Here is a 22,535-nt window from a genome sequence, read left to right on the forward strand (position 1 = left end):
ATTCTTAGGCGACAATGGAAATTTCGCAACAAAAATTAAAAATATCGATCAGATATAAACCGTTGAAAGAACTTCAACGCATATCTAATCAAAGTAGACGTTCTATAAATAATTTCTCGAAATAAAATCCCAGGTTTGCTCACAAAGTAACTGATGCCCAGCCGGGTTAGCATGGAGACCATCCTCAGAAAGCAGTGGAATAATCTCAAGTGCGCACCATAAACTTTCAAAATCCAGCACAGGGACTCCCTCATTAAAGGCAACTTCTCTCACCACCTGACTATAAAGCTGTGCATCTTTACGAAAGAAATAACTATCACTGTCACGATAAGGCGTTGTTCTCTGCTCATCGAAAGGAATACCCGTTATTACAAAGCTGGGGGCAATCGAATTAGATGCTTGCAGTAGCTCTAACATCGCTTGACGAAAAAAATCTAGAGTTACCGTATTCTGTGCTTCTGCCCCACCAATGCGACAAATATCATTAAAACCGGGGTAAAGCCCTATTAAATGTGGCCTTCTCACAGAAAGTTCCAATGATACCCGCTGAGTAAGCGATACAACATTTTCACCAAATATTCCCAGGGCGTAGACTAGGTTTTTGGGATTCAAAGGTTCGAAGCGGAAACGAATCCTTTGCACGAAACCGCCCAACTCGGTATCACCTCGACCATAGATAGAACTGGAACCAATAAAAGCGATTTTTTTGGGTACTCTTCTATTCACAGGAATAACCTATAAGGTAAATTAACTTATATATTCGCTAGAGGCCATCACCAATAAAAAATAGAGCTCCAACAATATATGAAACAAGGTCTTAAAGAGCCGCCATTCAAAATAGCATTAAATTTATAATTTAACAGGCGGTTAATATACCCTCTTACCGCCTGCACCAAGATTCAACAATCAAATGATATTCGATAGTTATGCAGGAATTTCTTAAGCCCAAGGCTGGAGAAATCGATCACACGAGAATCCACCCTCCTTCGTGCCCATTTTTTTCGAAATGCATCCTCTAATATCCATTGACCCAGGGTGCCAGCCAGATGATTGCGCCTCTCACTCCAGTCTAGACAAGACTTGCATAATGGACGCCGAGTATTTTTCAATCCACCAATATCAACACCTAGATTACGGAAAAATTTCTTGCCGTTTTCAGTCAATTTCGTACTCTGAAATTCTTCGATGATGACACTTTCTGCCACTAGAGAGTCGTATAGGGCTACGCCGAGACTTCCTGCCAGGTGATCGTAACAAATTCGAGCTTTCCTAACATCGGGGTCTTTAGGACCGGTATCAATACTTCCTTGCATCGGAGTACTACCGATATTAAGTAGTTTCTCTAGTAACTCTGCTACCTCATAATCGCGCAATTGAAAATACTTATGACGCCCTTGTTTACGCACCACCAGTAAACCCCCTTCGGTGAGTTTGGATAAATGCGTACTCGCTGTCTGAGCACTGATATCAGCTTCACAGGCCAACTCAGTTGCCGTCAGGGCTTTGCCACCCATCAGTGCCATTAGCATTTTCGAGCGAGTCTTATCACCAATCAAACCCGCCACCAGAGATATATCAGGCTCCATAGACACACCAGATAGTTCGTTGTAGATCGAAGCATAAAAAAATTAGTGTCATAGAATGCAATGAATTCCAAACAGAGGCAAAACCTATGACGATCACCTGTTTTATCGAGTATCGTATTAATCCCTATCAGCTCGATGAATTTAGACAGTATGCGGAGAACTGGGGCAAAATTATCCCTGAATGTGGAGGAGAGCTAATAGGCTATTTTCTACCCTATGAAGGCACCAATAACCGTGCATTTGGCCTGATTAGTTTCGATAGTCTGGCGAGCTATGAGAAATATAGAATACGACTGAAATCATCGGAAGGTGGCCATGACAATTTTCTATTTGCTCAAAATCAACAATATATCCTGGAGGAAAAGCGCTCATTCCTCACAGCAGTTCCATCTACTTATATACGCTTGAGGGGAGGATAAACTGGTGATCGCGGTAATTTTTGAAGTTAAACCTAAAAATGACAGCAAAGAAGTCTACTGTTCCAAGGCCCGGGAACTGAGAAAGTATCTCAAAAATATAAATGGATTTATCTCGGTGGAGAGATTCCAGAGCCTCAACAACCCAGATAACTTTCTTTCACTTTCTTTTTGGCGGGACGAGCAAGCCGTACAATCCTGGAAGCGCCAGAACCAACATCGGGAAGCTCAGAAATTGGGTAGAGTCAGTTTCTTTGATCACTACCGGATACAGATTGCCACAGTAATAAAGGATTACGATATTCATCGAGCCGATGATCAGTAATTGGCTCTTTTCTTCCAAATTCAACCACTATCCTCAATGGGGGAGCATACTCTCCCATTGAGGGGGTTTTAAAATATCAAATGCGCACAGTCCAGAAGAGACGAATAACATTCGCAGAGAAACTATAGGCAGGTTCACTTCCCGGAGTAATAGCCGTACTATCACCATGCACCGTAACATCGAGGAAATCCTCGTAGTCAAATAGAATATGATCCCAGTAGAAACTGATGTTATTCTTTCGATTGAATAAAGACCAACGCTGCGGTAGCTCATAGGAAACCCCCAAACCAAAGGCCAAGGTGGTAAAGTTACTCATCTCCTTATCTCGCGCGCGAAAATTAGTGGCGTTCAGATAGGGAAATAAGTCGCTATAAAAATCGGCACTGGTTTGTTGGTAATAGCGTATCTTACCTTCAAAAATCCATTCATCACGCTCTTTCAGTGGGTGGGTGTAACGGAACTCGACATTATCCGCCGTTATTCCCCAGCTATCCGCATAGCGGCGATATTCCCCTTTTAATGATGCACGGTAAGGCAGCCGATATTTAGCCCGGATAGAAACGGCATCACTGTTGCGTGTTCTTGGGTAGAGTTCAGGCTGGTAACTAAACCCAGTACCAGAAGCTGGGTCCAAGTAGCGTACACTGCGGTAAGGGTTATTGAGAAATCCCTCGTCGGAGACCGTCTCAACGCCCACTTCAGCAATCAACTTTTGTGAAAGTATCTGGTTCCAACTGAGAGCATAGCGACGATGTTCTGCTTCATCAGCAAAATTTTCATCACCGTTTCGATATACATCATCGCTACCATAGCTAATACGAAGATCAATAGTACTTAGGTCGCCAAAGAATCCCTGGCTGATACCAAAAGCAACTGTTTCTGCTTCATAATCATTCTCCGAGCTATTGGTATAACCAACACTAATTGTTGTTTTATCTACCAAGTAGTCTGCACCGAGGGAATATTGATCTCGTTGCTCAGAATATTCACTTGCGGTTGCCTCCACATCAATAGAGGCCCCAGAAATCATATCCACATAGTAATTAGCAGAAAAGGAAACATTGTTGCCGATATTCTTTCGAATTAACACTGAAGGGCCATCAATGGTTACCCCTCCACCACTATAGGCATGATACAGATTATCAGCTCGCTCCTCAGGTAACACGGCAGCAAAAGCGTAAGTAGTCAAAAATAACCCTACTGTAAAGAAATAACGTAACAACTTAGTTACAACCACATCCGCCTCCACTACCACCTTCGGCTCCCCTGGCCGCTTCGCGGGCTTCATAAACATGGTTCATATAGCTGGCGGCAACTGGATCTCTCTCAAAACCCATAATCGGGTCCGCCAGATATTGACGCTCATAAGGAGCCACCCAGGGCGTTACTGTGCAGCCACTGAATAGCGATACCGCCAACAGCGGCAACAAGTAGCGCAACATTCAATTACTCCCGGATTAATTCCTTAATGATTTTCTTATAAGCTGCCTCATCACCATCGCGATAGCCTTTATGGATATGGCGAACATTGCCATCTCTGTCGATAAAAACAGTACTCGGCATAGCATCAATACCGTACATTTTGCTCACCTCACTGTTGCTATCGAATAAGATGGGGAAGTCCACCGGTATTTTTCCCAGTAATTTCTCTGCATCAGATCGATGTGCATCTACGTTTACGCCCCAAACCTGGAATCCAGCAGCGGAATAACGCTCGTGCAACTGATCTAGTAAAGGCATTTCCTGGCGGCATGGCCCACACCAGGAAGCCCAGAAATTTAGCATAATTACTTCACCGCGCTGCTCCGCCAGGCGCAGGTTCGCGCCTTGGTTAGAAGCCAGCGTAAAATCTTTGGAGGGTTCTGCGGCACTAATACCTATCGACGATATTAGTAATATAAAAGCAGCAACAAGTCGTAACATATTAAAAATCCTTATTGACTATTTTTTTAAAAAAACTAGAAAAATACAGTAAAACCTAATTGGGTAGACAAATTATGAGTGGATTGTGCCTCACCAAATAATTCATGTTCAAATACGTGATCACGTACATCGAAGCGTAATGCCAACCAATCATTGGCCAACAAGCGCACTCCAGCACCAAAGTTGTAGGTAAAATGCTCTTCATCTGCAAAAGAGGTATTGCCGGCACCGCTCACCAGATAAAAATCCGTATTGAATGCCCAATCATCTGAAATGAAGTACTCTCCTTGAAAAATATTCCAACCCAGAGAGAAATTGTAATAGCTAAGTTCCCTTTGCTCATCGGTCAACAGAGGAGCAGCACCACTTAAACGCTCAAAGCTGGATTCACCCAACTCAGTTTGCGCATAGGTGCCTTCCATAAAGATATCTTCAGTAATATGGTAGGAAACAGAGGTGCCATAGAGGGCATTAGATCCAAAGTCTTCTACATTGATGACTCCGGCAAAGATGCCCAATTCAATATTTTCACTGTCGATCAGTGCATCACGTACCTCTCGGCGCTCCAAGTCTGAGACGACAATATCTGCAATAACGTCTTCACCTTGCTGGGCGACACAGGCCTGAGCACTAAACAGCGCGGATAGGGTTGCAGTGCCTACAGATATACGTCGAAACCAAGTTTCCACTCGACTATCTCCTGATTATTTTCCCGCGAGGTGAGCAGGTAGTGGTTTGTGTATTCCGCTTTTATGGCAAAGCGGCGCGATAGATACGTTTTTATGCCTATGCCTGCCAGCATTACTGTGTCCTGACGATCTTCCGTAGCAATAATGGTTGCGTTAGGTGATGTGATATTTAGACCAGCACCAAGTAGAAAATAGGGGGATAATCGCCAACGCGGGAACGGCTGATGCAGTATTGCCATTTGATAAACCTGGCTATCTGAAAATTCACCAACTGCCTGAGTAGCACGCAATTCGGTAGCTAAATTAGCGGTAAATTGGTAACCGATTCTTGTCGCCAAGGAATTAGCTCCGGCAAAATCGCCATAGGATAAGCCCAGATAAAAGAAACCCGCTTGCACATTTCTAAAATCGGGAAGGGAAACCCGCACCAGCTCACCCTCCTCACCATAAATGTTTTGCAAATCCGCAACTCGTACCCAGCCAGTCTTATTGTGCGCAGTCAATACCTTTACCCAATCGGTGCGGCGTTTAAGCAGCCAAATTTTTTCACCATATTCAGCCACATGAAAAATCGGATAACCGCGGCCAGGGCCTCGATACATATTGATAAATGCATTACCAACGGTAACTTGCTCTGCGTCATCCGGTATCTTGCTCACCACATTAATCGCAGTTGGAATTACCGCTTCTGATTTTTCCTCTACCGTGAGAAATTCCTCTGAGATATCTCCCGAAGATTCACCGACTTTCAGACTCTCGATCGATTGTGTTTCGCCAACTTCCTCTGCAAATACAAAGGAAGAAAGGAAGTTGACTCCAAACAGCAGGAAAATAAAAAGATAATTCTTTAAAATAGACATGGATCAGTCAGCCGGTGCCGCAAAAGGATCGTTATAGTACTGAGCGCCGATATCCAGCCACTCTGCAATTAAACGTAGTTCAGCCGGATTTAAGAGTCCCGTATGCGCACCACCGGTCGAAAAGATAGGAAAAAAAGCACTTTCTACAGCAGTTTCAGCCATGACAGAAGAAGTAGTTACAACGATCATCACCGGTATAGGATTTCCATTGGCATCGAGAATCAAGTTACCATCTTCATCGGTTTCAAATACCGGGTTGCCCTGGTTATCCGTCTCCTGCCTCAGCCGTGGAGTTAAAATTCCACCGACAAGATCCAATATCGGGCTATCAACTAGTAGTTCAGCATAGGAGGTAAACCAAGCATCGTTCACAGAAGACGCGCTTGCGGTCAGATCCAGCTGCGCGGCGGGAACTCGTGTAGCACCAGCGGCATCTACTGGTGAATGACAGGCAGTACAGGTATTATCACTAATTACCGTACCGGCATTATCCACAACTTGACGTGGCAGTTCCCAGATTGGCTGAATGTGCTGCTCGTAATGAATAACACTGCGGCAACTGCTCCCCCAATTGTCCAGGCAGGCTAATGGAGCGGGGATTTCAGTCAATAAATCAGCGTAAGCCAGAGAAATATCAGTGTCTTTAACGCGAACTGCTGGATCGGTCCAGACATCAGAAAAGTGTATATCCCCTTTTAATCCAGCTTCTCCAACAATCCGAGCCAATAACTGCGCCATGGTTTCACCCATTTCCGCCAGTAATGCAGGCTCGGTATTTACAAATGGCGCCGCTGAAGTAGGAGACCCACTCCAGGCAGATTCCAGCTCCATATCAACGCGACCATGAGCCACTTCACTCTCACTGGTATGGCAGCCCACACAGCTGCGTACCTCACCGGGTCGTAACTGCAACCAGTTATTGTGTTGTTCAAAAACTCTCTTACCCTCGGCATCTATCACTGATATTGCAAAGGGAGTATCGGCAGGTATTTTGACCCGTACCGAACCATCCGGTTGAATAGGCGTATAGCCCAGGATTTCACGCATACCCTGACTGCGATTGCGACCAAAAGCCGAACCGTCAAAGTCCAGGGTGTCGTCATCTGGGATCGCTACAGCTTTTACAATACGGAGAAAACGTGCGGGACGCTCATCGGCAGTAGTCATAGCAGGATCAGCGAGAGTTTCTATTCCCGCTATATCCTCACCATCAAAATCGTAGACGCTACGGATATCCAAAATACCCACAGATTCCTGCACTAGATCGCCATCTACGTCTATTCCAGGAATTGGGTCGGGAATATAAGCCGGCTCAGTGCGGGGCTCCAGTGTCACCCCCTCGGAAATCATTTCACCCTCTTCCGCGACGATAATAGGTAGTTGAGTACCTGCCACGTAGTCATAAATCCACAGGCCGTAAAGAGGATCAGCTAATACCGGTTCCTCTTCTTCCCCTAAGGTTTCTGGGCAGGGTCGTAGCAGTTCCGTCTCTTCCTCCACAATGCGGCATTCACTCCAAGATACCAACAACCTGCTGGTACCATCGTAGAAAGGCCAAGCAGTGGAGAATGTGCCATGGGGAGAGAGGGTTCCATCAGTTGTGACCTCAGCAAAGGCGATAGAGGCCTGACCAACCAGATCCCCCTCACCGCCGGCTTCACTATAGGCTTCGCTGTAATTGATTCCATCAATAGCCACCAGATCGCCGCCATAACTTACTCCCGAAGGCGAACGTAGGTTGACCAGTAAACGGCCATCAGGCATTTCACGCGGCCTGGAGAAAGTGGCTAGTGAATTTTCAGTGCCGGTCTCTTGGCTGTGATAACCATAATGAAAAGATAAGTCACTACCATCCGGTTTAATGGTATATAGGCTTAAGCGGTCTACACCGGCGGCATTATCCCAACGATTAAACAGGATACGTCCATTATTCAGTACTGTGGGATTGAGATCGTGGCTCTGATTGAAAGAGATCTGACGAATATCACTGCCATCCGCCTCCATCACATGTAAAACAAAAGCGGGCTCATCCTGATCATCTGTCAGGGCAGAAAACTGTGGCTTATTATCATCCAATAACAAAGCGCGGGCACGACGCTGGCGACTAGAGGAAAATACAATACGCCCATCAGGCAAAAATGCCGGGGCAACATCCTGCCCTTCCTCCGCAATCAGATCGGACTGTATGACTCTTTTCAGCTCTTTGGTTTCAAGATCATATAACCAAATATTCCAGGTAGGCTGTTCATCGTCATCAACATTTTCTAATTCTGGTGCGCGCATGGCAAATACCAAACGCTGTCCATCTGCGGAGGTATTGAGATCTTTAACATCGTAATCACCGGTAAAAATTTCTGCGGTAATTACTGTCTCTGCAGCACTTGCTGTAGCACGATCTTTCAGAATCAGTTCAGCACCGGGGAAAAAATCCTGGGGCTGGTATTGGTTATCTTGCTCTAGGGCTCCTTCATCATCCTTATTAAGCTGGCGACGCACGAAGGCAATAGGGTAATCCACCACTACAGGATCTTCCGCCTGCTCCCCACTACTAGAGGAACTGCCACCACCACTACAAGCAGCCACCAACAGTAGTAGTGGCACTGCACGCAAAGATTTCATTATTTTTTCTACCCAGCATAGGCACCAGCAACATGCCGGTAATATTTGCAGAAGGCCCTTCATTATTTCTGTGTGCGGTTTTTGCCGCCGAGGGTAATTCTCGCAAGTTGCGCACAAAAAGTTTGCCAACTGGGACGCAAATATTAAAAGTCATTCTGACAGTCCTGAAATTCGCTTTTAGTATGCCTTGACATACCCCACTGACCCCATCGACAAAATAAACCAATGAAAAATAATTCGTCTCGAGCGCGTGTGATCCAGCTCACAGTGGTAGGCGCAATAATCGGGGCCGGCCTTTGGAGTGCCCCAGCCCTTGCGGCCCCTCAGGATCAGGCTCTGCAAATTCACAGCCGTATCACCGGCACAATTCCCTCTGAAAGTGTATTGCTGGATATGGCCGAGGACATCGCCAATGGCGATCCTGCCAGTGCTGCTTATACGGCAATGCAACACGATGACTTTTACAATGTGACCCTGAAAAATCTGGCCACACCTTGGACTAATGAGGAACAGGATGTGTTTGCGCCGTTAAATGATTACAGCGCAACCGTTATCGGTATGGTCCGGGACGATATGGATTTTCGCCAATTACTGTCAGCAAATATTCTGTATACCGGAAATGTCTCCGGGCTGCCAAGTTACAGTACCAGCAACAATAATCACTACGAAGCTCTGGAAGCTGGTGGTTATTCCCTGAAAGAAAATCTCACCAGACAAAGTCAGTCTTCCCTTAATGGGCTTCCGGCCGATGCTACTGCCGGTGTGATTACCAGTCGTGCCGCAGCAAAGGCCTTTTTTAGTGCTGGCACCAACCGCGCCATGTTCCGTTTTACCATGCTCAACCATATGTGCCGGGATATGGAGCAGGTGCAAGACAGCACACGTTCACCGGATCGAATTCGCCAGGATGTCAGTCGCAGTCCAGGGGGGGATAGCCGGGTATTTCAAAACAACTGCGTCAGCTGTCACAGCGGTATGGACCCTATGGCCCAAGCCTTCGCCTATTACGATTATGTCTACGATGCAGACAATGACCCAGAGGGCAACAACGGGGCACTCGACTATAACGGTGCAGGAGATACAGATCCGGAAACCGGCAGTCGCGTGAAAGCTAAAAACCACATTAATGCGGCAAACTTTCCCCACGGATACCAGCTTCCCGACGATCGCTGGGACAACTATTGGCGTGAGGGCCCCAACCTACATCTTGGATGGAATAGTGCCCTATCCGGTAGCGGTAATGGGGCAAAGTCTCTCGGTGAGGAGTTGGCCAACAGTCGTGCTTTCGCCAGCTGCCAAGTCACTAAAGTATTTCGCCAGGTGTGTTTGCGTGATCCTGAAGATGCCAATGATCGTGCACGTATAGAAGCCATCACTAACAACTTCAGCAGCTCCGGTTACAAACTGAAGCAGGTATACGCCGATACTGCGGTTTATTGCGCGGGAGATTAATAACAATGAAAATTTTTAAGAACCTGCAAATATCTACCCTTTTATGTACAGCAGCATTCCTTGCCGCCTGTAGTGGCGGCAGTGGCAAAGATACAGAAGAGCAGCCAAATACGAACCAATCCAATAACGGCACCAGCTATTCAGGCCCAGCACCGGAAACTGAAGATGTCAAACAGTACAAGCGCTATATCTGGGATAACCTGGCCGAACAGAATCGCTGTGGTAGTTGCCACGTAGAGGGCGCGCAGAGCCCCCATTTCGTACGCGGTGACGATATTAATGCAGCTTACGATGAAGGTCGTGAACTGGTAAACCTAAGCCTCCCGGAAGAGTCACGCCTGGTAACCAAGGTGGGCGGCGGGCACAACTGTTGGCTCTCCAGCGACGATGCCTGCGCTGAAATTATTACCAATTATATTGAAGAATGGGCCCGAGCCAGCGGCGGTCTCAGTAATACAGTCACACTAACTGCCCCAATTGAACGCGATGTGGGCGCGAGCAAGAGCTTCCCTGTCTCCAGTAGTAACTTCGGCACTACCGTTTACCCAGTATTGCGTAACTACTGTGCCAGTTGCCACAGCGAAGATGCCGCGCTCACACAAAAACCCTACTTTGCTAGCTCTGATGTGGATCTCGCCTACGAGGCGGCGAAAAGCAAAATGAACCTGGATACCCCTGCGGATTCACGCTTCTCTGTACGCCTGGGTAGTGAATTTCACAATTGCTGGGATAACTGCTCCAGCAACGCAGCGGAAATGACGGCGGCTATCCAAGCCTTTGCCGACAGCATTGCCCCTACTGAAGTCAATCCGAATTGGATCCTTAGTAAGGCTCTGCTTCTCACCGATGGTATTGTCGCCAGCAGTGGTGGCCGTATAGAAAATAATGCAATCGCCCTATATGAATTTAAAACCGGTAGTGGCACTACGGCTTATGACACTTCCGGGGTAAATCCAGCCATTGATTTGGCGCTTTCAGGCGATGTGGAGTGGATTGAGTCCTGGGGTTTGCAGCTTAAAGGTGGTAAAGCCCAGGGCGCTACGGCAACCAGCCGTAAGTTATACGAAACTCTCACTGCCACCGGCGAATACTCTATTGAGGTTTGGGCTGCACCAGCCAATGTCACCCAGGAAGGTCCCGCACGTTTGGTTACCTATTCCGGCGGTGACGATATTCGCAACCTCACCCTAGGCCAGGCGCAGTACAGCTACATATTCCAGAACCGCAGTGACAGTACCGATGCGGATGGAATGCCAGCTCTGATGACTGATGATGCAGACCAGCTGGTACAGGCGAGTTTGCAGCACGTGGTCGCGACCTTTGACCCGATCAACGGCCGTAAACTCTTTGTAAACGGCGCGGATACTGGGGAAATGGACCCCAGCGAAGCGGGGCTCTTGAGCACTTGGGATGACACCTTTGCCCTAGCAGTTGGTAGTGAAGTAAGTAACGGAAATAGCTGGCAGGGTTCTATCCGCATGCTGGCGATTCACTCTCGCGCACTCTCTGCCGAGGATGTTGCCACCAACTATGAAGTAGGTGTGGGAGAAAAATACTTCCTGCTGTTTAAAGTTGAAGAACACACCGGCATTGCCGAAAGCTATGTAATGTTTACCGTTCAGCAGTTCGACAACTATGCCTACCTGTTCAGTGAACCTACCTTTATCAGCCTGGATGAAAGTGTCGATCCGAAAGGTATCTCTATCGAAGGCATGCGTATCGGTATTAATGGTCGCGAAGCGGAAGTGGGCCAGTCTTGGGCTAAATTATCCGCCGAAATCGATGATAGTTATGTGCCCCTGCAAGGCCAGAAGCTGTCGAGGCTTGGCACTATCATTACCCTCGATAAAGGCCCCCTGGAAGATGAATTTTTCCTTACTTTCGAGCGTATCGGCAACGCTAGCTTTACTCGTGTAGAGCCCACACCTGCCGCACCACCGGAGCCAGCAGACCTGGAGGCCCAACCGCGTATTGGCCTACGCCGCTTCGAGCAGATTAACGCCAGCCTCTCTCGCGCCACCGGCATTTCCAGCGCCCACCCGGATGTGATGGAAACCTGGGAAGCCGTGAAGCGCCAGCTACCTGTCTCCAGTGATATCAGCGGATTCCTGGCTGCACAACAAATGGGTATCACCCAACTTGCCGTGAAATACTGCAGCACCCTGGTGGATTCCAATGCGCGCGGAAGTTATTTCCCAGGTTTTGATTTTAATGCTCCTGCCAATACAGCTTTTGACAGCGCTAGTAAACGAGCACTGGTGATTGATCCATTAATGGAAAGCCTATTGGGCCACGAAATGAACTGGCATGACGGCAGCCACTCGCAGCTGTCTAGTGCACCAGACCTGGGCACCGTAGAAGCAGAATTAAACAGCCTGATCAACACCATGACTGCCTGTGGCAATGGTTGTGAAGCAGATCGCACCGAGACCACGGTCAAAGCCGTATGCGCCGCCGCCATGGGCAGCGCTATGATCCTGATTCACTGATTAAAAAAACGGGCTGCCGCCCAGGTACGGTTTTAAACACCGTACCTGGGAAGATTAATCACAGCCTAGACAAGATTGTCGAAAGAAAATTTTCAACAATCTGCTAAAAATTTAAAAAATAATTTACCGGCACATCGGATAAAAAATCCGCAAAAAACTATGAGCAAGAAAAAACATTTTGAGCTGGACCAGCCCCTACGCCACCCGGATCACCACCGCCCGGTAACCCGTCGTGATTTTCTCGCCCAGGGCTTCCGCGCGGGCATGGCGACAGTATTAGGTGGCTCTGTATTCAGTATGTTTGCCAACCCACATAATGCCCACGCAGCTCTGTCCGCCGACCTGGAAGACCTGCGCAAGAGTAATGGCGGCCCCTGTGATGTTAGCGCTTTTGGCGCCGGTAAAATTCCATTTATCTGTTTCGACCTCGCCGGTGGAGCCAATATCGCAGGCTCCAATGTATTGGTAGGCAAACAGGGTGGTCAGATGGATTTTCTCGGTACGGCCGGCTACAACAAACAGGGGCTGCCGGGCGATATGATCCCCTCAGCCGGAGAAGGATTTGTTAACACCGACCTGGGCCTTGCTTTCCATAGCGACAGCGGCATGTTGCGCGGTATCTTGGAAAAAGTGAGCTCCGGCACTGCTACCGCTACCAACGGTGCGGTGATCCCGGCACGCTCGGAAAACGATACCGGCAACAATCCTCACAACCCCATGTACGGAATCAACAAGGCCGGGGCCAATGGTTCCCTACTGGCCCTGATCGGCTCTCGCTCCAGTGATTCCGGTGGTAACTCCATGGCTCCGTCGGCAATGATCAACCCTGAAGTTCGCCCAACCAAAGTGGACAGGCCTTCTGATGTTACCGGCCTCGTAGATGTGGGCGACCTGGTGGGCCTGCTCAGCCAGGAAGACACGGTTGCAGTGATGGAATCCATGTACCGTATTTCTGATGCCAAGCTGGGTAAGGTAAACACTCGCGTGGGAGCCGATGCGATTATCAAGGATATGGTGCGCTGCGGTTATATGAAGAGCGCTGACCTGGCGGACCGCTTCGGTAATCCCGCCGATCTAAACCCCGAAGCCGACCCGGATATTGTCGGTCCCTCCGGTATTTTTACCAGTGCTGAACTGAGTGGGGATGGAGAATTCCGCAAAACCGCTTCAACGATGAAACTAGTGGTGAATGGCTATGCCGGTGCCGGCACTATCACCATGGGCGGCTACGACTACCATACTGGCGACCGCGCCACCGGCGAGATGCGCGACCTGCGTGCCGGTCGCTGTATTGGCGCCTGCCTGGAGTATGCTGCACGTCGTAACCAGCCACTGATGATTTATGTCTTCAGCGATGGTTCGGTTTTCTCCAACGGAATGATCGACGACTCTGTCGAAGGTCGTGGCAAGGGTGTGTGGACCGGAGACAATCAGCAAACCGCTGCTTCTTTCTTCCTGGTATACAACCCTGCCGGGCGTCCGCAATTACTCGGAGGCAGCGCCGACGAGCAGGCAAGGCATCAGCAGCTGGGTTATATGCGTTCCTCCGGGGACGTGGAAACGTCTTCAAGTCCCGCCGCCAACAACGTTAATCTACTGGTAGAAACGGTAGTCATGAATTACCTGGCTTTACATGGTGAACAAGATAACTTTGAAAAAATCTTTCCCAACCACGGTCTCGGTAGCGTTACCCTCAGGGACAGCATGACCGCTTTTGCCCCCATAAGATAATGTGATACCGAGATGTTGCGTTTTATTCGATCTCTCCTGTTAGGTGGTGCCGCCCTCTGTGCGGCACCAGTATTGGCCGAGTGGCACTATGCCGAGCGTGCAATCATGGGCACTGAAGTCCATCTTCAGCTCTGGCACGAGAATGCCAGTGAGGCTGAATACCTGATCGAAAAGGTAATGAAGGAATTCCATCGCTTAGATAACCAGTTGTCACCTTACAAACCAGAAAGCGAGCTATCCCTCGTTAATCGCAAAGCAGGCAAAACCGCAGTCAATATCTCCGATGAGCTGCTTTCTCTGGTGGATAAGTCCCTCTGGTTCAGCCACCTGACCGATGGAGCCTTTGATATCAGCTACGCTACTCTCGGCAAACACTATGATTTCCGCAACAGAAAACAGGCAGACTCCGCCCTTACTGACTCTCTAATTGAGGCGCTGAACTACCGTCACTTACATTTGAATAAAAAGTCCAAGACCCTGCGTTTTGGTCACAGCAAAACAAAAATTGACCTGGGTGGAATTGCCAAAGGGTATGCTGTGGATAAAGCCATTCAAATTCTCGAACAGGCTGAAGTCTGCTGTGCCAGTGTCAGCGCCGGTGGCGATGCACGTATGCTAGGCGATAAACGCGGTGAACCTTGGCTGGTAGGCATTCGTCACCCGCGAGAAAAAAGCAAAAGTGCCGCAGTAATCCCCCTGAGCGACATTGCCATTTCAACCTCCGGTGACTACGAGCGCTTTTTTATTGATGAACAGCAAGAGCGTATACATCATATTTTCAATCCAAATACCGGAAAGCCCGCAGACACAGCTGTTGGAGACAGCGATAAATTAATCAGTGTCAGTATTATCGGCCCAAGGGGTTTTGATACCGATCCACTTTCCACCAGTGTATTTGTGCTGGGTAAGAAAAAAGGACTGGCACTCATTGATCGCCTGCCCCAATTTGAAGCAGTGGTTATCGACAGTAACAAACGTCTGTTCTTCAGTCAGGGACTGGCAAATCCACAATAATCGTTACAACGTCGTAAAAAATTTGCCAACGGGATCACACCAGATAGCTGCGCCCCTGACATAATTTGCGCCCATTACACAATAAAGCCAAAAGCAAGCGAAAGGCCTTCCATGGGACGCGTTCTCCAGTTGTTTATTTTCTCACTCGCCCTCTTCACAGGCGCAGCGTCTCAGGCTCAGCAAGAGTCTTTTTCTGCTGAAAAGCTGGAAAATCTAAAGCGTGATGTTATTAAGTTAAACCGGGATTTATTAATCCTGGAGGAAGACCTGCTCTACCCGGCACAAAGCCAAATGGCTTTTTATGTTTCTGTGGATGTCGGTCACTATTTTCAGTTGGACGCTGTTAAATTACATATCGACAATAAACTCACAGCCAGCCATCTGTATACCGATCACCAACGCAGTGCCCTTGTACGCGGTGGTATCCAACCCCTGCACAAAGGTAACCTGAAATATGGTAACTACACCATTTCCGCTTTCTTTACCGGTCTTGGACCAGAGGGACGCGAGTATAAGCGGGGCGCTACTCTAGAGTTGGAAAAGACCGATGAGCCCGTTGTTATCGAATTGCGCATCTCAGATAAAACCGGCAAACAACAGCCGGACTTTGAACTCATTCAATGGCCCACGCCCTGATTACCCATGAGCTACCGGCCCCTCTCCCGCATAATATCCCTCAGTGTCGCTTTGCTAGGTGCCAGTTTGCCTACTTATGGCACCGAGACCGAAGTTACCTCGGAAGGAACAACGCCTCAGGAAAAGACGCAATCCGAAGACAAAAAGTATCGCCAAGCTCAGGATATGTCCTACGGGGCAACCCTGTATGAGTACTTTCAAGGCAATAATTTCGATGCCCTCAGCACCCTGCTTGTCGCCAAGCAACGTGATTCAATTAAAGTTCACCGCGACAGTGCCGCGTTGATCGAAGGGGGAATCAGCCTCAGTTTTGGTCTGCATCGGCGCGCTGCCGAACTTTTCGAACTACAGCTTCAAACCGGCAACCAAGATACAGATTCCAAACTGCACCAGGCAGCCTGGCTGAAACTGGCAGAGCTGAACTATTTGCAGGGTGACTTTTCCTTAGCGGCAAAAAATCTGGAAAAGTCTGGAGCCATAGATTCCTCTACCCTCCCCCTTAACCTGGCCTTGCGCAGTGAAGAAATCTCCACAGCCCAGGAATTCCTTAAAGGAGCCGATCTGCCGCTGTCAGAGCGCCTACTCGGGCATATCAATCTAGGCGCAGCCTTAGCCCGAAGAGGAGAGTTAGTTGCCGCCGCCAAGGAATATCGCTTCGCAGGCACACTGGCGACTGAGCAGGATGAACCCTCAGAGGATATCCTGATACTCGCGGACAAAGCGCATATCGGCGCTGGCTACGCTATGGCATTGTCAGAGCAGTTTTCCCAGGCCCAAGCTGAATTTTCCCAAGTGCGCCTGCACACCCCCTGGGCAACCAAAGCTCTGCTCGGGCTCGCCTGGTCTTCGATCAACAGCGAGCAATACCAGGAGGGGGTAGATGCCCTACGTTTTTTATTGGCAGAACACCAACACAGTCCCGCCGCACGGGAGGCCAGGGTCGCCCTGCCCTATGCCTATGAAAAGCAGGCTGAACGCAATAAAGCCCTAAGCGCCTATAGTGATGCAGCCACATATTTCGAGAGCACATTGCAGCAGCTGCAGCACTTACAGCGGAAGCTGTCTTCAGAACCGCTGGCGGACACCAGTCAATTTAGCCAGTCACAACGCTACGGCTGGCTACAACTGGCTCAAGCCGCACCCTTACTGCGGGACAACCAGCATTTTCTCTTACCCATTTTACAGAGCGATCAATTCCAGCTGCGCCTGTCGGAGCTGCGCGACCTGCAGCAGATGGATAGAGTACTCAATGACTGGTCACAAAAAATTCCACAATTGCATTCATTGATCGAAGAGCGTCACCAAAGGCGCTCCGGCATCATCGGGCAGTACCAGAGCGCAGAGTTTGACCAGCAACTGCAAATCGCCAAGCAACACTACCGCAATCTCAACGATGCCCTGGCCCAAATAGAAGGGGAGCGTGACGCACTGACTCTGCTCGAAGCTACCAGCAACGGGGAGGGTGGAAATAACAGTGAGATATTCGAGATGCTGGAGATACTGCAGGGCGCTGAGCAACGCTATCAACTACTGCGCAGTAACGGTAAGGGGTCTGACTATCAGGGCGAGACCCTGGCTAAAGCCCGTGGCATTTTATTATGGCAAGCCAGCGAACAGTATCATCACCGCTTGTGGCAACAGCGCAAAACTCTGCAACTACTCGAATCCAGCTTACGCGATGGTGAAAAGCAACTAGGTAAAACCTCTGTAGAAGTGGGCCGCGCACCGCAATTGACCCAGCTAACAGAGCGTCTGGCTAGCACTGCGGCGCAATTATCCGGCCAACGCGCAGCCATAGCCAAAACGGCTTCAAAGGTTGAGGCTGCCCTACGCCGGGATATTATTGCTGAGCTGGAGCGAGAGCAGTCGCGGATTCACAGTTACCAGGCCCACACCCGCCTCGCTATCGCGCGCTTACAGGATGCCTCCATGCTAGAGGCCGCCAGCCAGCCTCCGCCAAAAAACCCTGAGAAAAATACTCAGGTGGAAACGCAAGATGGCGAAAATACTCACGAAAAAGGCAATGCCACAGTAGAGAAAATAACTGAGGAAAAGACCGCAGAAGCTCTATTGCCCGATAATGAAGGGGGGCAGAGTGAATAGGTTTGGTTCCAGAAGTTTTTCCCTGCGTCTGCTCACTGCCGCTATCTGCTGTATCAGTACCGCCTGCAGCAATCAGTCCGCACTGACACTTGCAGATCTGCCCACGGCCACGGCTGCTTCCACTGAAGAACCTGTATCAGCTCCCCCTGAGTTGATATCGGTTGATCTCGCCACTCTCGTGCAGAGCTATCAACAAGCACTGGCCAGCCAGCCAGACCCGCAGATTCGCGCACAGATTCGTTTGCGCCTGGCCGATCTGGAAATGGAGCGACTGGAGCAACATCAGGCGGATAACCCGGAAGTTTCAGTCGGTTTTGCCAGTGCGGTGCAGCACTACCAGACACTCGCCAAAGAGAGCCCTCGAGACGACTATATTCTCTATCGTCTGGCGCGAGCTCGTGCTATGGATGGCGAAATGCCAGGCGCGCTGCAAGCACTGGAGCGCATCGCCCTGGGCGCGCCTGAGTCACCGTTTATGGAGGAGGTTTTATTCCGCCGAGGCGAAGCGGCTTTCAATCGCAAGGAGTATTCGGCAGCGGCACGGGACTTCCGCGCATTGCTGGAGAAGGGCGAAAGTCCATTTTCCGATAATGCCCGCTATATGCTCGCCTGGTCAGAGTTTAAATCCAGCGATTACCGCCGTTCCACGGAGATATTTCTCGAGTCTCTGGATATTCTGCAGCAACGTGCCAGCGAAGCAGAGTTACCTCTGGGCCAGAAGCGCCTGCGCGAGGATAGCCTTCGTGGCCTGGCCCTGAATTTTAGTTACCTGGGCGGTGCCGAAGCTATCGAGTCCTTTAATCCCGACGGTATACCACGAGGTTATCAGCACCTGCTGTACAGCGCCCTGGGCAATTGGTATCGAGAAAAAGAGTTATTCCGCAACAGCGCGGATACCTATCTGGCTTTTGTTAAGCACTACCCCAATAGCACTGAAGCGCCATCATTACATTTGCAAGCTATTGAAACACTGCAAAATGGCGGCTTACACGATGAGGTGCTTCCAACCAAGCGGGAATTTGTACAGCGCTATGGTATTCGCAGTGAGTATTGGCAGCAGGCAGAGACAAGTCAGCGCGAAGCCCTGGCACAATCACTGCGCCCCTGGCTTGAGGAGTTAGCCCAATTTGACCACGCGCGCGCGCAGGAACTTGCTCAGCTAGCAAGCAAGGCACCGGCTAATAAAAGTAAACAAAAACAGCAGCTCAAAGCTCAGTCTCGCAAAGCTTACCTAGCGGCAGCGGAACTCTACCGGCAGTTTTCACAGACTTTTCCACAGGACCCCCGCACTCCACCAATGGTCTTCCTGATGGCCGAATGTCTCGAGCAGGCTGGCGACTACGCTGGAGCCTGGCGCGCATACAGCCAGGTAGCCTGGGAATATCAAGACAAGAAGCATGGTGCGGAGGCTGGTTATGCAGCCATTCTTAGCTCGGCACAAGTGCATAAAGAAACACCGGGGCAGGATGCCGAGCAAAAAATCCTGTGGCTGGATCGCAACATTGAGGCCAGCCTTAAATTTGCCCAGAGCTGGCCGCAGGATAAAAGAGCCTTACCAGTACAACTATCTGCCGCAGATAAGCTGCTACAACAGTCACGTTTTGCCGAGGCTATTGCCGCCGCACAAGCTGCAGATCAGTGGCAGCCACCAGCGAATAAGGCTCAGCAATTAAATATCGCGATGATCCTGGCTCACAGTCACTTTTCATTGAAAGATTATATGGCTGCGGAAGAAGCCTATACCCGTGCGCTGAATATACAGCCTAAGGATAGCCATTTGCGCGAGGACACACGCAAGCAACTTCAACTTTCCATCTATAGGCAGGCAGAGTTGGCACTTGCGCAACCAGTACTCACCGAGGATGGCAGAGAAATTCCCAGTGAGGAGGCGTTGCGCCACCTGCTGCGAATCAGGGAGAGTGGACGCAGCGAAATTGCAGCCACCGCCCAGTATGACGCGATCAATTACCTTATGGAATTACAGCAGTGGCAGCGTGCCAGTGCTGAACTCGCAGACTTCCGGAGTTTCTATCCTGCACATCAGCTGGCACCTACCCTCGCCGCCAAGGCGGTCGTTATTTTTGAAGCCTTAAAAATGCCTGCCGCTGCAGCCGGCGAATTACTGCAACTTGCCCAAAATGATCCCGACCGAGAAGTACGTCGCCAATCCTTATTCCTCGCGGCGGAAAGCTTGCAAAAAGCAGGTGAGTATCAAGGTGCCATTGAGAGTTACCGTAACTACAACAAGCTCTGGCCAAAGCCTGCTGAACAACGTCTGGAAGCGCAATATCAGTTAGTGCAACTGTACGCGCAAACCAATCAACCTAATAAACAGAATTATTGGCTACAGCAATTAGCAAAAAATTCAGAAAAATCCCCTCGGGGCCGCTACCTGTCCGCCTATTCCCAAAGCGCATTGGCAGAGCAGAGCTATGAAAAATTCGCTTCATTAAAATTGCACTTGCCGCTAAAAACCAGTCTCGCCAATAAAAAGCGCGCGATGAAAACCACCGTGGCCGATTATCGCAAGGTTCTCGAGCTGGAAATTGCGGAGTTCACCACCCAGGCCAATTTCCGTTTAGCTGAAGTTTATCGGCAGCTCAGCCATGACCTGATGGAATCTCAACGCCCCAAAAACCTGAATGACCTTGAGTTGGAGCAGTACGAAATCCTACTGGAAGAGCAGGCCTTCCCCTTCGAGGAAAAGGCGATAGAGCTGCATCAGGCCAATATTCAGCGCACCAGTGATGGAATTTACGACGACTGGGTCAAACGTAGTTTTGCCTCACTCGGTGAACTGTTACCCGCACGCTACAAAAAACCGGAAGCAACCCTGGAGTGGAGCCATGCACTGCATTGATTTGCGCAATTGCCCCAGTGGTATTTTTCGCCTCACAGCAACACTACTGATTCTGGCGACACTCAGCGCCTGTGGCAGCCTTCCACTTGGTAAAAATGCTCAACAGAAGGACGCCTCAATTGAGCATGTAATTACCGAAAACCCCTATTTGGCGAATGCCAAGCGGGTTCCCAAAGAGGCCAGCGTCGCTATGGCTCAGGCACACGAGAGCTTTAACAACGGAGATAGCTCAACCGCAGTGCAGCAGCTACAGCAGGTCATTGAACGCTGGCCAGAGCTCTCTGGCCCCTGGCTAAACCTCGGGATAGTACAGCAGAAAAGTGAACAGGCCGAGCATGCGGAAAATAGCTTTCGCAAGGCGATTGAGGTCAATGACGGTAATGTATTTGCCTGGAATCAGTTGGCTGCACTACTACGTGACGCAGGCCGTTTCGAAGAGGCCGAACAGTGCTACCTGCAGGCGCTGAACCTTTGGCCCGACTTTAGCGATGCGCACCGCAATCTGGGTATTCTCTATGACCTCTATCTAAACAGGCCGGAAGAGGCATTACAGCAATACCGTTTGGCCCAGAGCAGTCGAGAGCAAGGAGACAAATTACTCGACGCTTGGATATTGGAACTGGAGCGTAGACTCTGATGCGAGATAAATTAATTATTCTAATGTCCATAATATGCGCCTGCTTCACCGCCCGTGCGGATGAAATTACCACACTGGAATCCACGGTAATCGGCAGTCAGGAACAGCCCAAGGTGCTGTATATCATCCCTTGGAAGCAAGCCGACAGCCTGCAGCGCCTTGATAGTTCTCTGGCTCAAAATTTTAATACCGTTTTCAAGCACCAGGAGTTCTCAGAATTGAAACGGGAAATTCAACTGCTCAGTGCCAAGCCGGTTATTGAAGCAAAAAATGAATAGAAAAAATAATAATACTCATCAAGCACCACAAACTAATGTAATCGTGCTTTTTTGCTGAAACTCAGCACCCCAGTGGAGCAGGGATAAGCCACCACAGGTATTTCACTTATCAGGAGATGATTGTCGAGCCCTCATCAGGCCCCACAATATTCATCAGTATCATGTCCGATGTCCATGGAATGGCCGTTTGGCAAAAAAATATCGCTAATTAAACACTTACTTCTGTGGAGACACTCATCATGGAATTTACTCAGGCGTTATTGCGCTTTTTCCAGACTGGCGGCCCTTTTATGTATCCTATTGCCCTGGTGCTGGTTATCGGCCTCGCTATGGTAGTGGAACGCTGGATTTTTCTTTCCCGCGCTAAGAGCGCCAATCGCCGCGCTTATCTGCAGGTATTACCGCTACTGCAAAAACGCAGTTATCAAAATGTATTACAATTGGCCCGGGACAACGATGCTGCGATGGGTCGCATTGCCGCCGCCGGTATTAATACCCTGCAATTCGCCAAGCGCGAGGAAAATATTGCATTGGCAATCGAAGAGGGCATCCTCGAAGCAGTACCGCGCCTGGAAAAGCGCACCAACTACCTGGCTACCCTGGCCAATATTGCTACCCTACTCGGTTTGTTAGGCACCATTATGGGCCTTATCGCAGCGTTCACCGCTGTAGCCGCTGCCGACCCTGCGGAAAAAGCCACTATGTTGTCTACCAGTATCTCCGTAGCAATGAATACCACCGCATTCGGGCTTATCTCAGCAATTCCCCTTCTGCTATTTAATTCCATGCTACAAAACAAGACCAATGAAATTGTAGATAGCCTGCAGATGGCCGGAGTAAAGTTCCTAAATCTGTTGACTATGGGCCGCCCACAAAAAACGGAACAGCAGCGCGCAGTGAATGCCTGAGGGCTCTCG

20 protein-coding genes are annotated in these 22,535 nt (G+C 49.4%); 12 read left to right on the plus strand and 8 right to left on the minus strand.

The annotated features are described in order from the left end of the window. Positions 1–102: 102 nt before the first annotated feature. Positions 103–726, minus strand: a complete 624-nt coding sequence (locus MJO52_RS19755) for a GDSL-type esterase/lipase family protein (protein ID WP_252083668.1) — start codon at positions 724–726, stop codon at positions 103–105. A 173-nt stretch (positions 727–899) separates the two neighbouring features. After that, the gene (locus MJO52_RS19760; RefSeq protein ID WP_252083669.1) at positions 900–1,586 is read right to left on the minus strand and encodes an ArsR/SmtB family transcription factor; all 687 of its coding nucleotides are present in this window, start codon (positions 1,584–1,586) and stop codon (positions 900–902) included. 86 nt (positions 1,587–1,672) lie between these two features. Between MJO52_RS19760 and MJO52_RS19765 the strand changes: the two genes are divergently transcribed. Both MJO52_RS19765 and MJO52_RS19770 read left to right on the plus strand, forming a co-directional pair. Next, positions 1,673–2,005: an NIPSNAP family protein gene (locus MJO52_RS19765; protein WP_252083670.1), complete on the plus strand. Its 333-nt coding sequence runs from the start codon at positions 1,673–1,675 to the stop codon at positions 2,003–2,005. A gap of 4 nt (positions 2,006–2,009) precedes the next feature. Continuing rightward, complete coding sequence (locus MJO52_RS19770; protein ID WP_252083671.1) at positions 2,010–2,327, plus strand: antibiotic biosynthesis monooxygenase family protein; 318 nt, start codon at positions 2,010–2,012, stop codon at positions 2,325–2,327. Positions 2,328–2,403: 76 nt separating this feature from the next. Here MJO52_RS19770 and MJO52_RS19775 read toward each other — a convergent pair whose 3' ends face one another. From MJO52_RS19775 to MJO52_RS19800, 6 genes are read right to left on the minus strand one after another with little or no spacing between them, the layout of a single operon-like run. Further along, positions 2,404–3,564 carry a DUF3570 domain-containing protein gene (locus tag MJO52_RS19775; RefSeq protein ID WP_252083672.1) on the minus strand — a complete coding sequence of 387 codons (1,161 nt, stop codon included), beginning with the start codon at positions 3,562–3,564 and terminating at the stop codon, positions 2,404–2,406. Further along, positions 3,551–3,769 carry a DUF4266 domain-containing protein gene (locus MJO52_RS19780; protein ID WP_020414172.1) on the minus strand — a complete coding sequence of 73 codons (219 nt, stop codon included), beginning with the start codon at positions 3,767–3,769 and terminating at the stop codon, positions 3,551–3,553. The genes MJO52_RS19775 and MJO52_RS19780 overlap by 14 nt, the downstream gene beginning before the upstream one ends. Before the next feature lie 4 nt (positions 3,770–3,773). Next, positions 3,774–4,250: a TlpA family protein disulfide reductase gene (locus tag MJO52_RS19785; protein ID WP_252083673.1), complete on the minus strand. Its 477-nt coding sequence runs from the start codon at positions 4,248–4,250 to the stop codon at positions 3,774–3,776. A 35-nt stretch (positions 4,251–4,285) separates the two neighbouring features. Then, positions 4,286–4,939, minus strand: coding sequence for an outer membrane beta-barrel domain-containing protein (locus MJO52_RS19790; protein ID WP_252083674.1), 654 nt, complete (start codon positions 4,937–4,939; stop codon positions 4,286–4,288). Continuing rightward, positions 4,909–5,799 carry an SH3 domain-containing protein gene (locus tag MJO52_RS19795; RefSeq protein WP_252083675.1) on the minus strand — a complete coding sequence of 297 codons (891 nt, stop codon included), beginning with the start codon at positions 5,797–5,799 and terminating at the stop codon, positions 4,909–4,911. The genes MJO52_RS19790 and MJO52_RS19795 overlap by 31 nt, the downstream gene beginning before the upstream one ends. A 3-nt stretch (positions 5,800–5,802) precedes the next feature. Next, entirely contained in the window at positions 5,803–8,418 is a 2,616-nt protein-coding gene (locus MJO52_RS19800) for a hypothetical protein (RefSeq protein ID WP_252083676.1), read from the minus strand. 225 nt (positions 8,419–8,643) lie between these two features. On the opposite strand from MJO52_RS19800, the gene MJO52_RS19805 reads away from it, so the two are divergent. The 10 genes from MJO52_RS19805 to MJO52_RS19850 all read left to right on the plus strand — a co-directional run bounded on the left by MJO52_RS19805 (position 8,644) and on the right by MJO52_RS19850 (position 22,526). Continuing rightward, positions 8,644–9,870, plus strand: coding sequence for a hypothetical protein (locus MJO52_RS19805; protein WP_252083677.1), 1,227 nt, complete (start codon positions 8,644–8,646; stop codon positions 9,868–9,870). A 5-nt stretch (positions 9,871–9,875) separates the two neighbouring features. Further along, entirely contained in the window at positions 9,876–12,359 is a 2,484-nt protein-coding gene (locus MJO52_RS19810) for a LamG domain-containing protein (RefSeq protein ID WP_252083678.1), read from the plus strand. A gap of 159 nt (positions 12,360–12,518) precedes the next feature. Next, entirely contained in the window at positions 12,519–14,090 is a 1,572-nt protein-coding gene (locus MJO52_RS19815; protein WP_252083679.1) for a general secretion pathway protein GspF, read from the plus strand. A 12-nt stretch (positions 14,091–14,102) separates the two neighbouring features. Further along, positions 14,103–15,104 carry an FAD:protein FMN transferase gene (locus tag MJO52_RS19820; protein WP_252083680.1) on the plus strand — a complete coding sequence of 334 codons (1,002 nt, stop codon included), beginning with the start codon at positions 14,103–14,105 and terminating at the stop codon, positions 15,102–15,104. 111 nt (positions 15,105–15,215) lie between these two features. Continuing rightward, a complete protein-coding gene (locus MJO52_RS19825) occupies positions 15,216–15,740 on the plus strand; it encodes an AraC family transcriptional regulator (RefSeq protein WP_252083681.1) in 525 nt (174 codons plus the stop codon). A gap of 6 nt (positions 15,741–15,746) precedes the next feature. Beyond that, positions 15,747–17,843, plus strand: coding sequence for a hypothetical protein (locus tag MJO52_RS19830; protein ID WP_252083682.1), 2,097 nt, complete (start codon positions 15,747–15,749; stop codon positions 17,841–17,843). Beyond that, complete coding sequence (locus MJO52_RS19835; protein ID WP_252083683.1) at positions 17,836–20,703, plus strand: tetratricopeptide repeat protein; 2,868 nt, start codon at positions 17,836–17,838, stop codon at positions 20,701–20,703. The genes MJO52_RS19830 and MJO52_RS19835 overlap by 8 nt, the downstream gene beginning before the upstream one ends. Then, positions 20,690–21,340, plus strand: coding sequence for a tetratricopeptide repeat protein (locus MJO52_RS19840; RefSeq protein WP_252083684.1), 651 nt, complete (start codon positions 20,690–20,692; stop codon positions 21,338–21,340). Before MJO52_RS19835 ends, MJO52_RS19840 begins: the two co-directional genes overlap by 14 nt. Next, complete coding sequence (locus tag MJO52_RS19845; RefSeq protein ID WP_252083685.1) at positions 21,340–21,618, plus strand: hypothetical protein; 279 nt, start codon at positions 21,340–21,342, stop codon at positions 21,616–21,618. Before MJO52_RS19840 ends, MJO52_RS19845 begins: the two co-directional genes overlap by 1 nt. Positions 21,619–21,857: 239 nt before the next feature. Further along, a complete protein-coding gene (locus tag MJO52_RS19850; protein ID WP_252083686.1) occupies positions 21,858–22,526 on the plus strand; it encodes a MotA/TolQ/ExbB proton channel family protein in 669 nt (222 codons plus the stop codon). The last annotated feature ends 9 nt before the right edge of the window (positions 22,527–22,535 follow it).

The sequence above is a fragment of the Microbulbifer variabilis genome (assembly GCF_023716485.1).
Classification (GTDB): domain Bacteria; phylum Pseudomonadota; class Gammaproteobacteria; order Pseudomonadales; family Cellvibrionaceae; genus Microbulbifer; species Microbulbifer variabilis_B.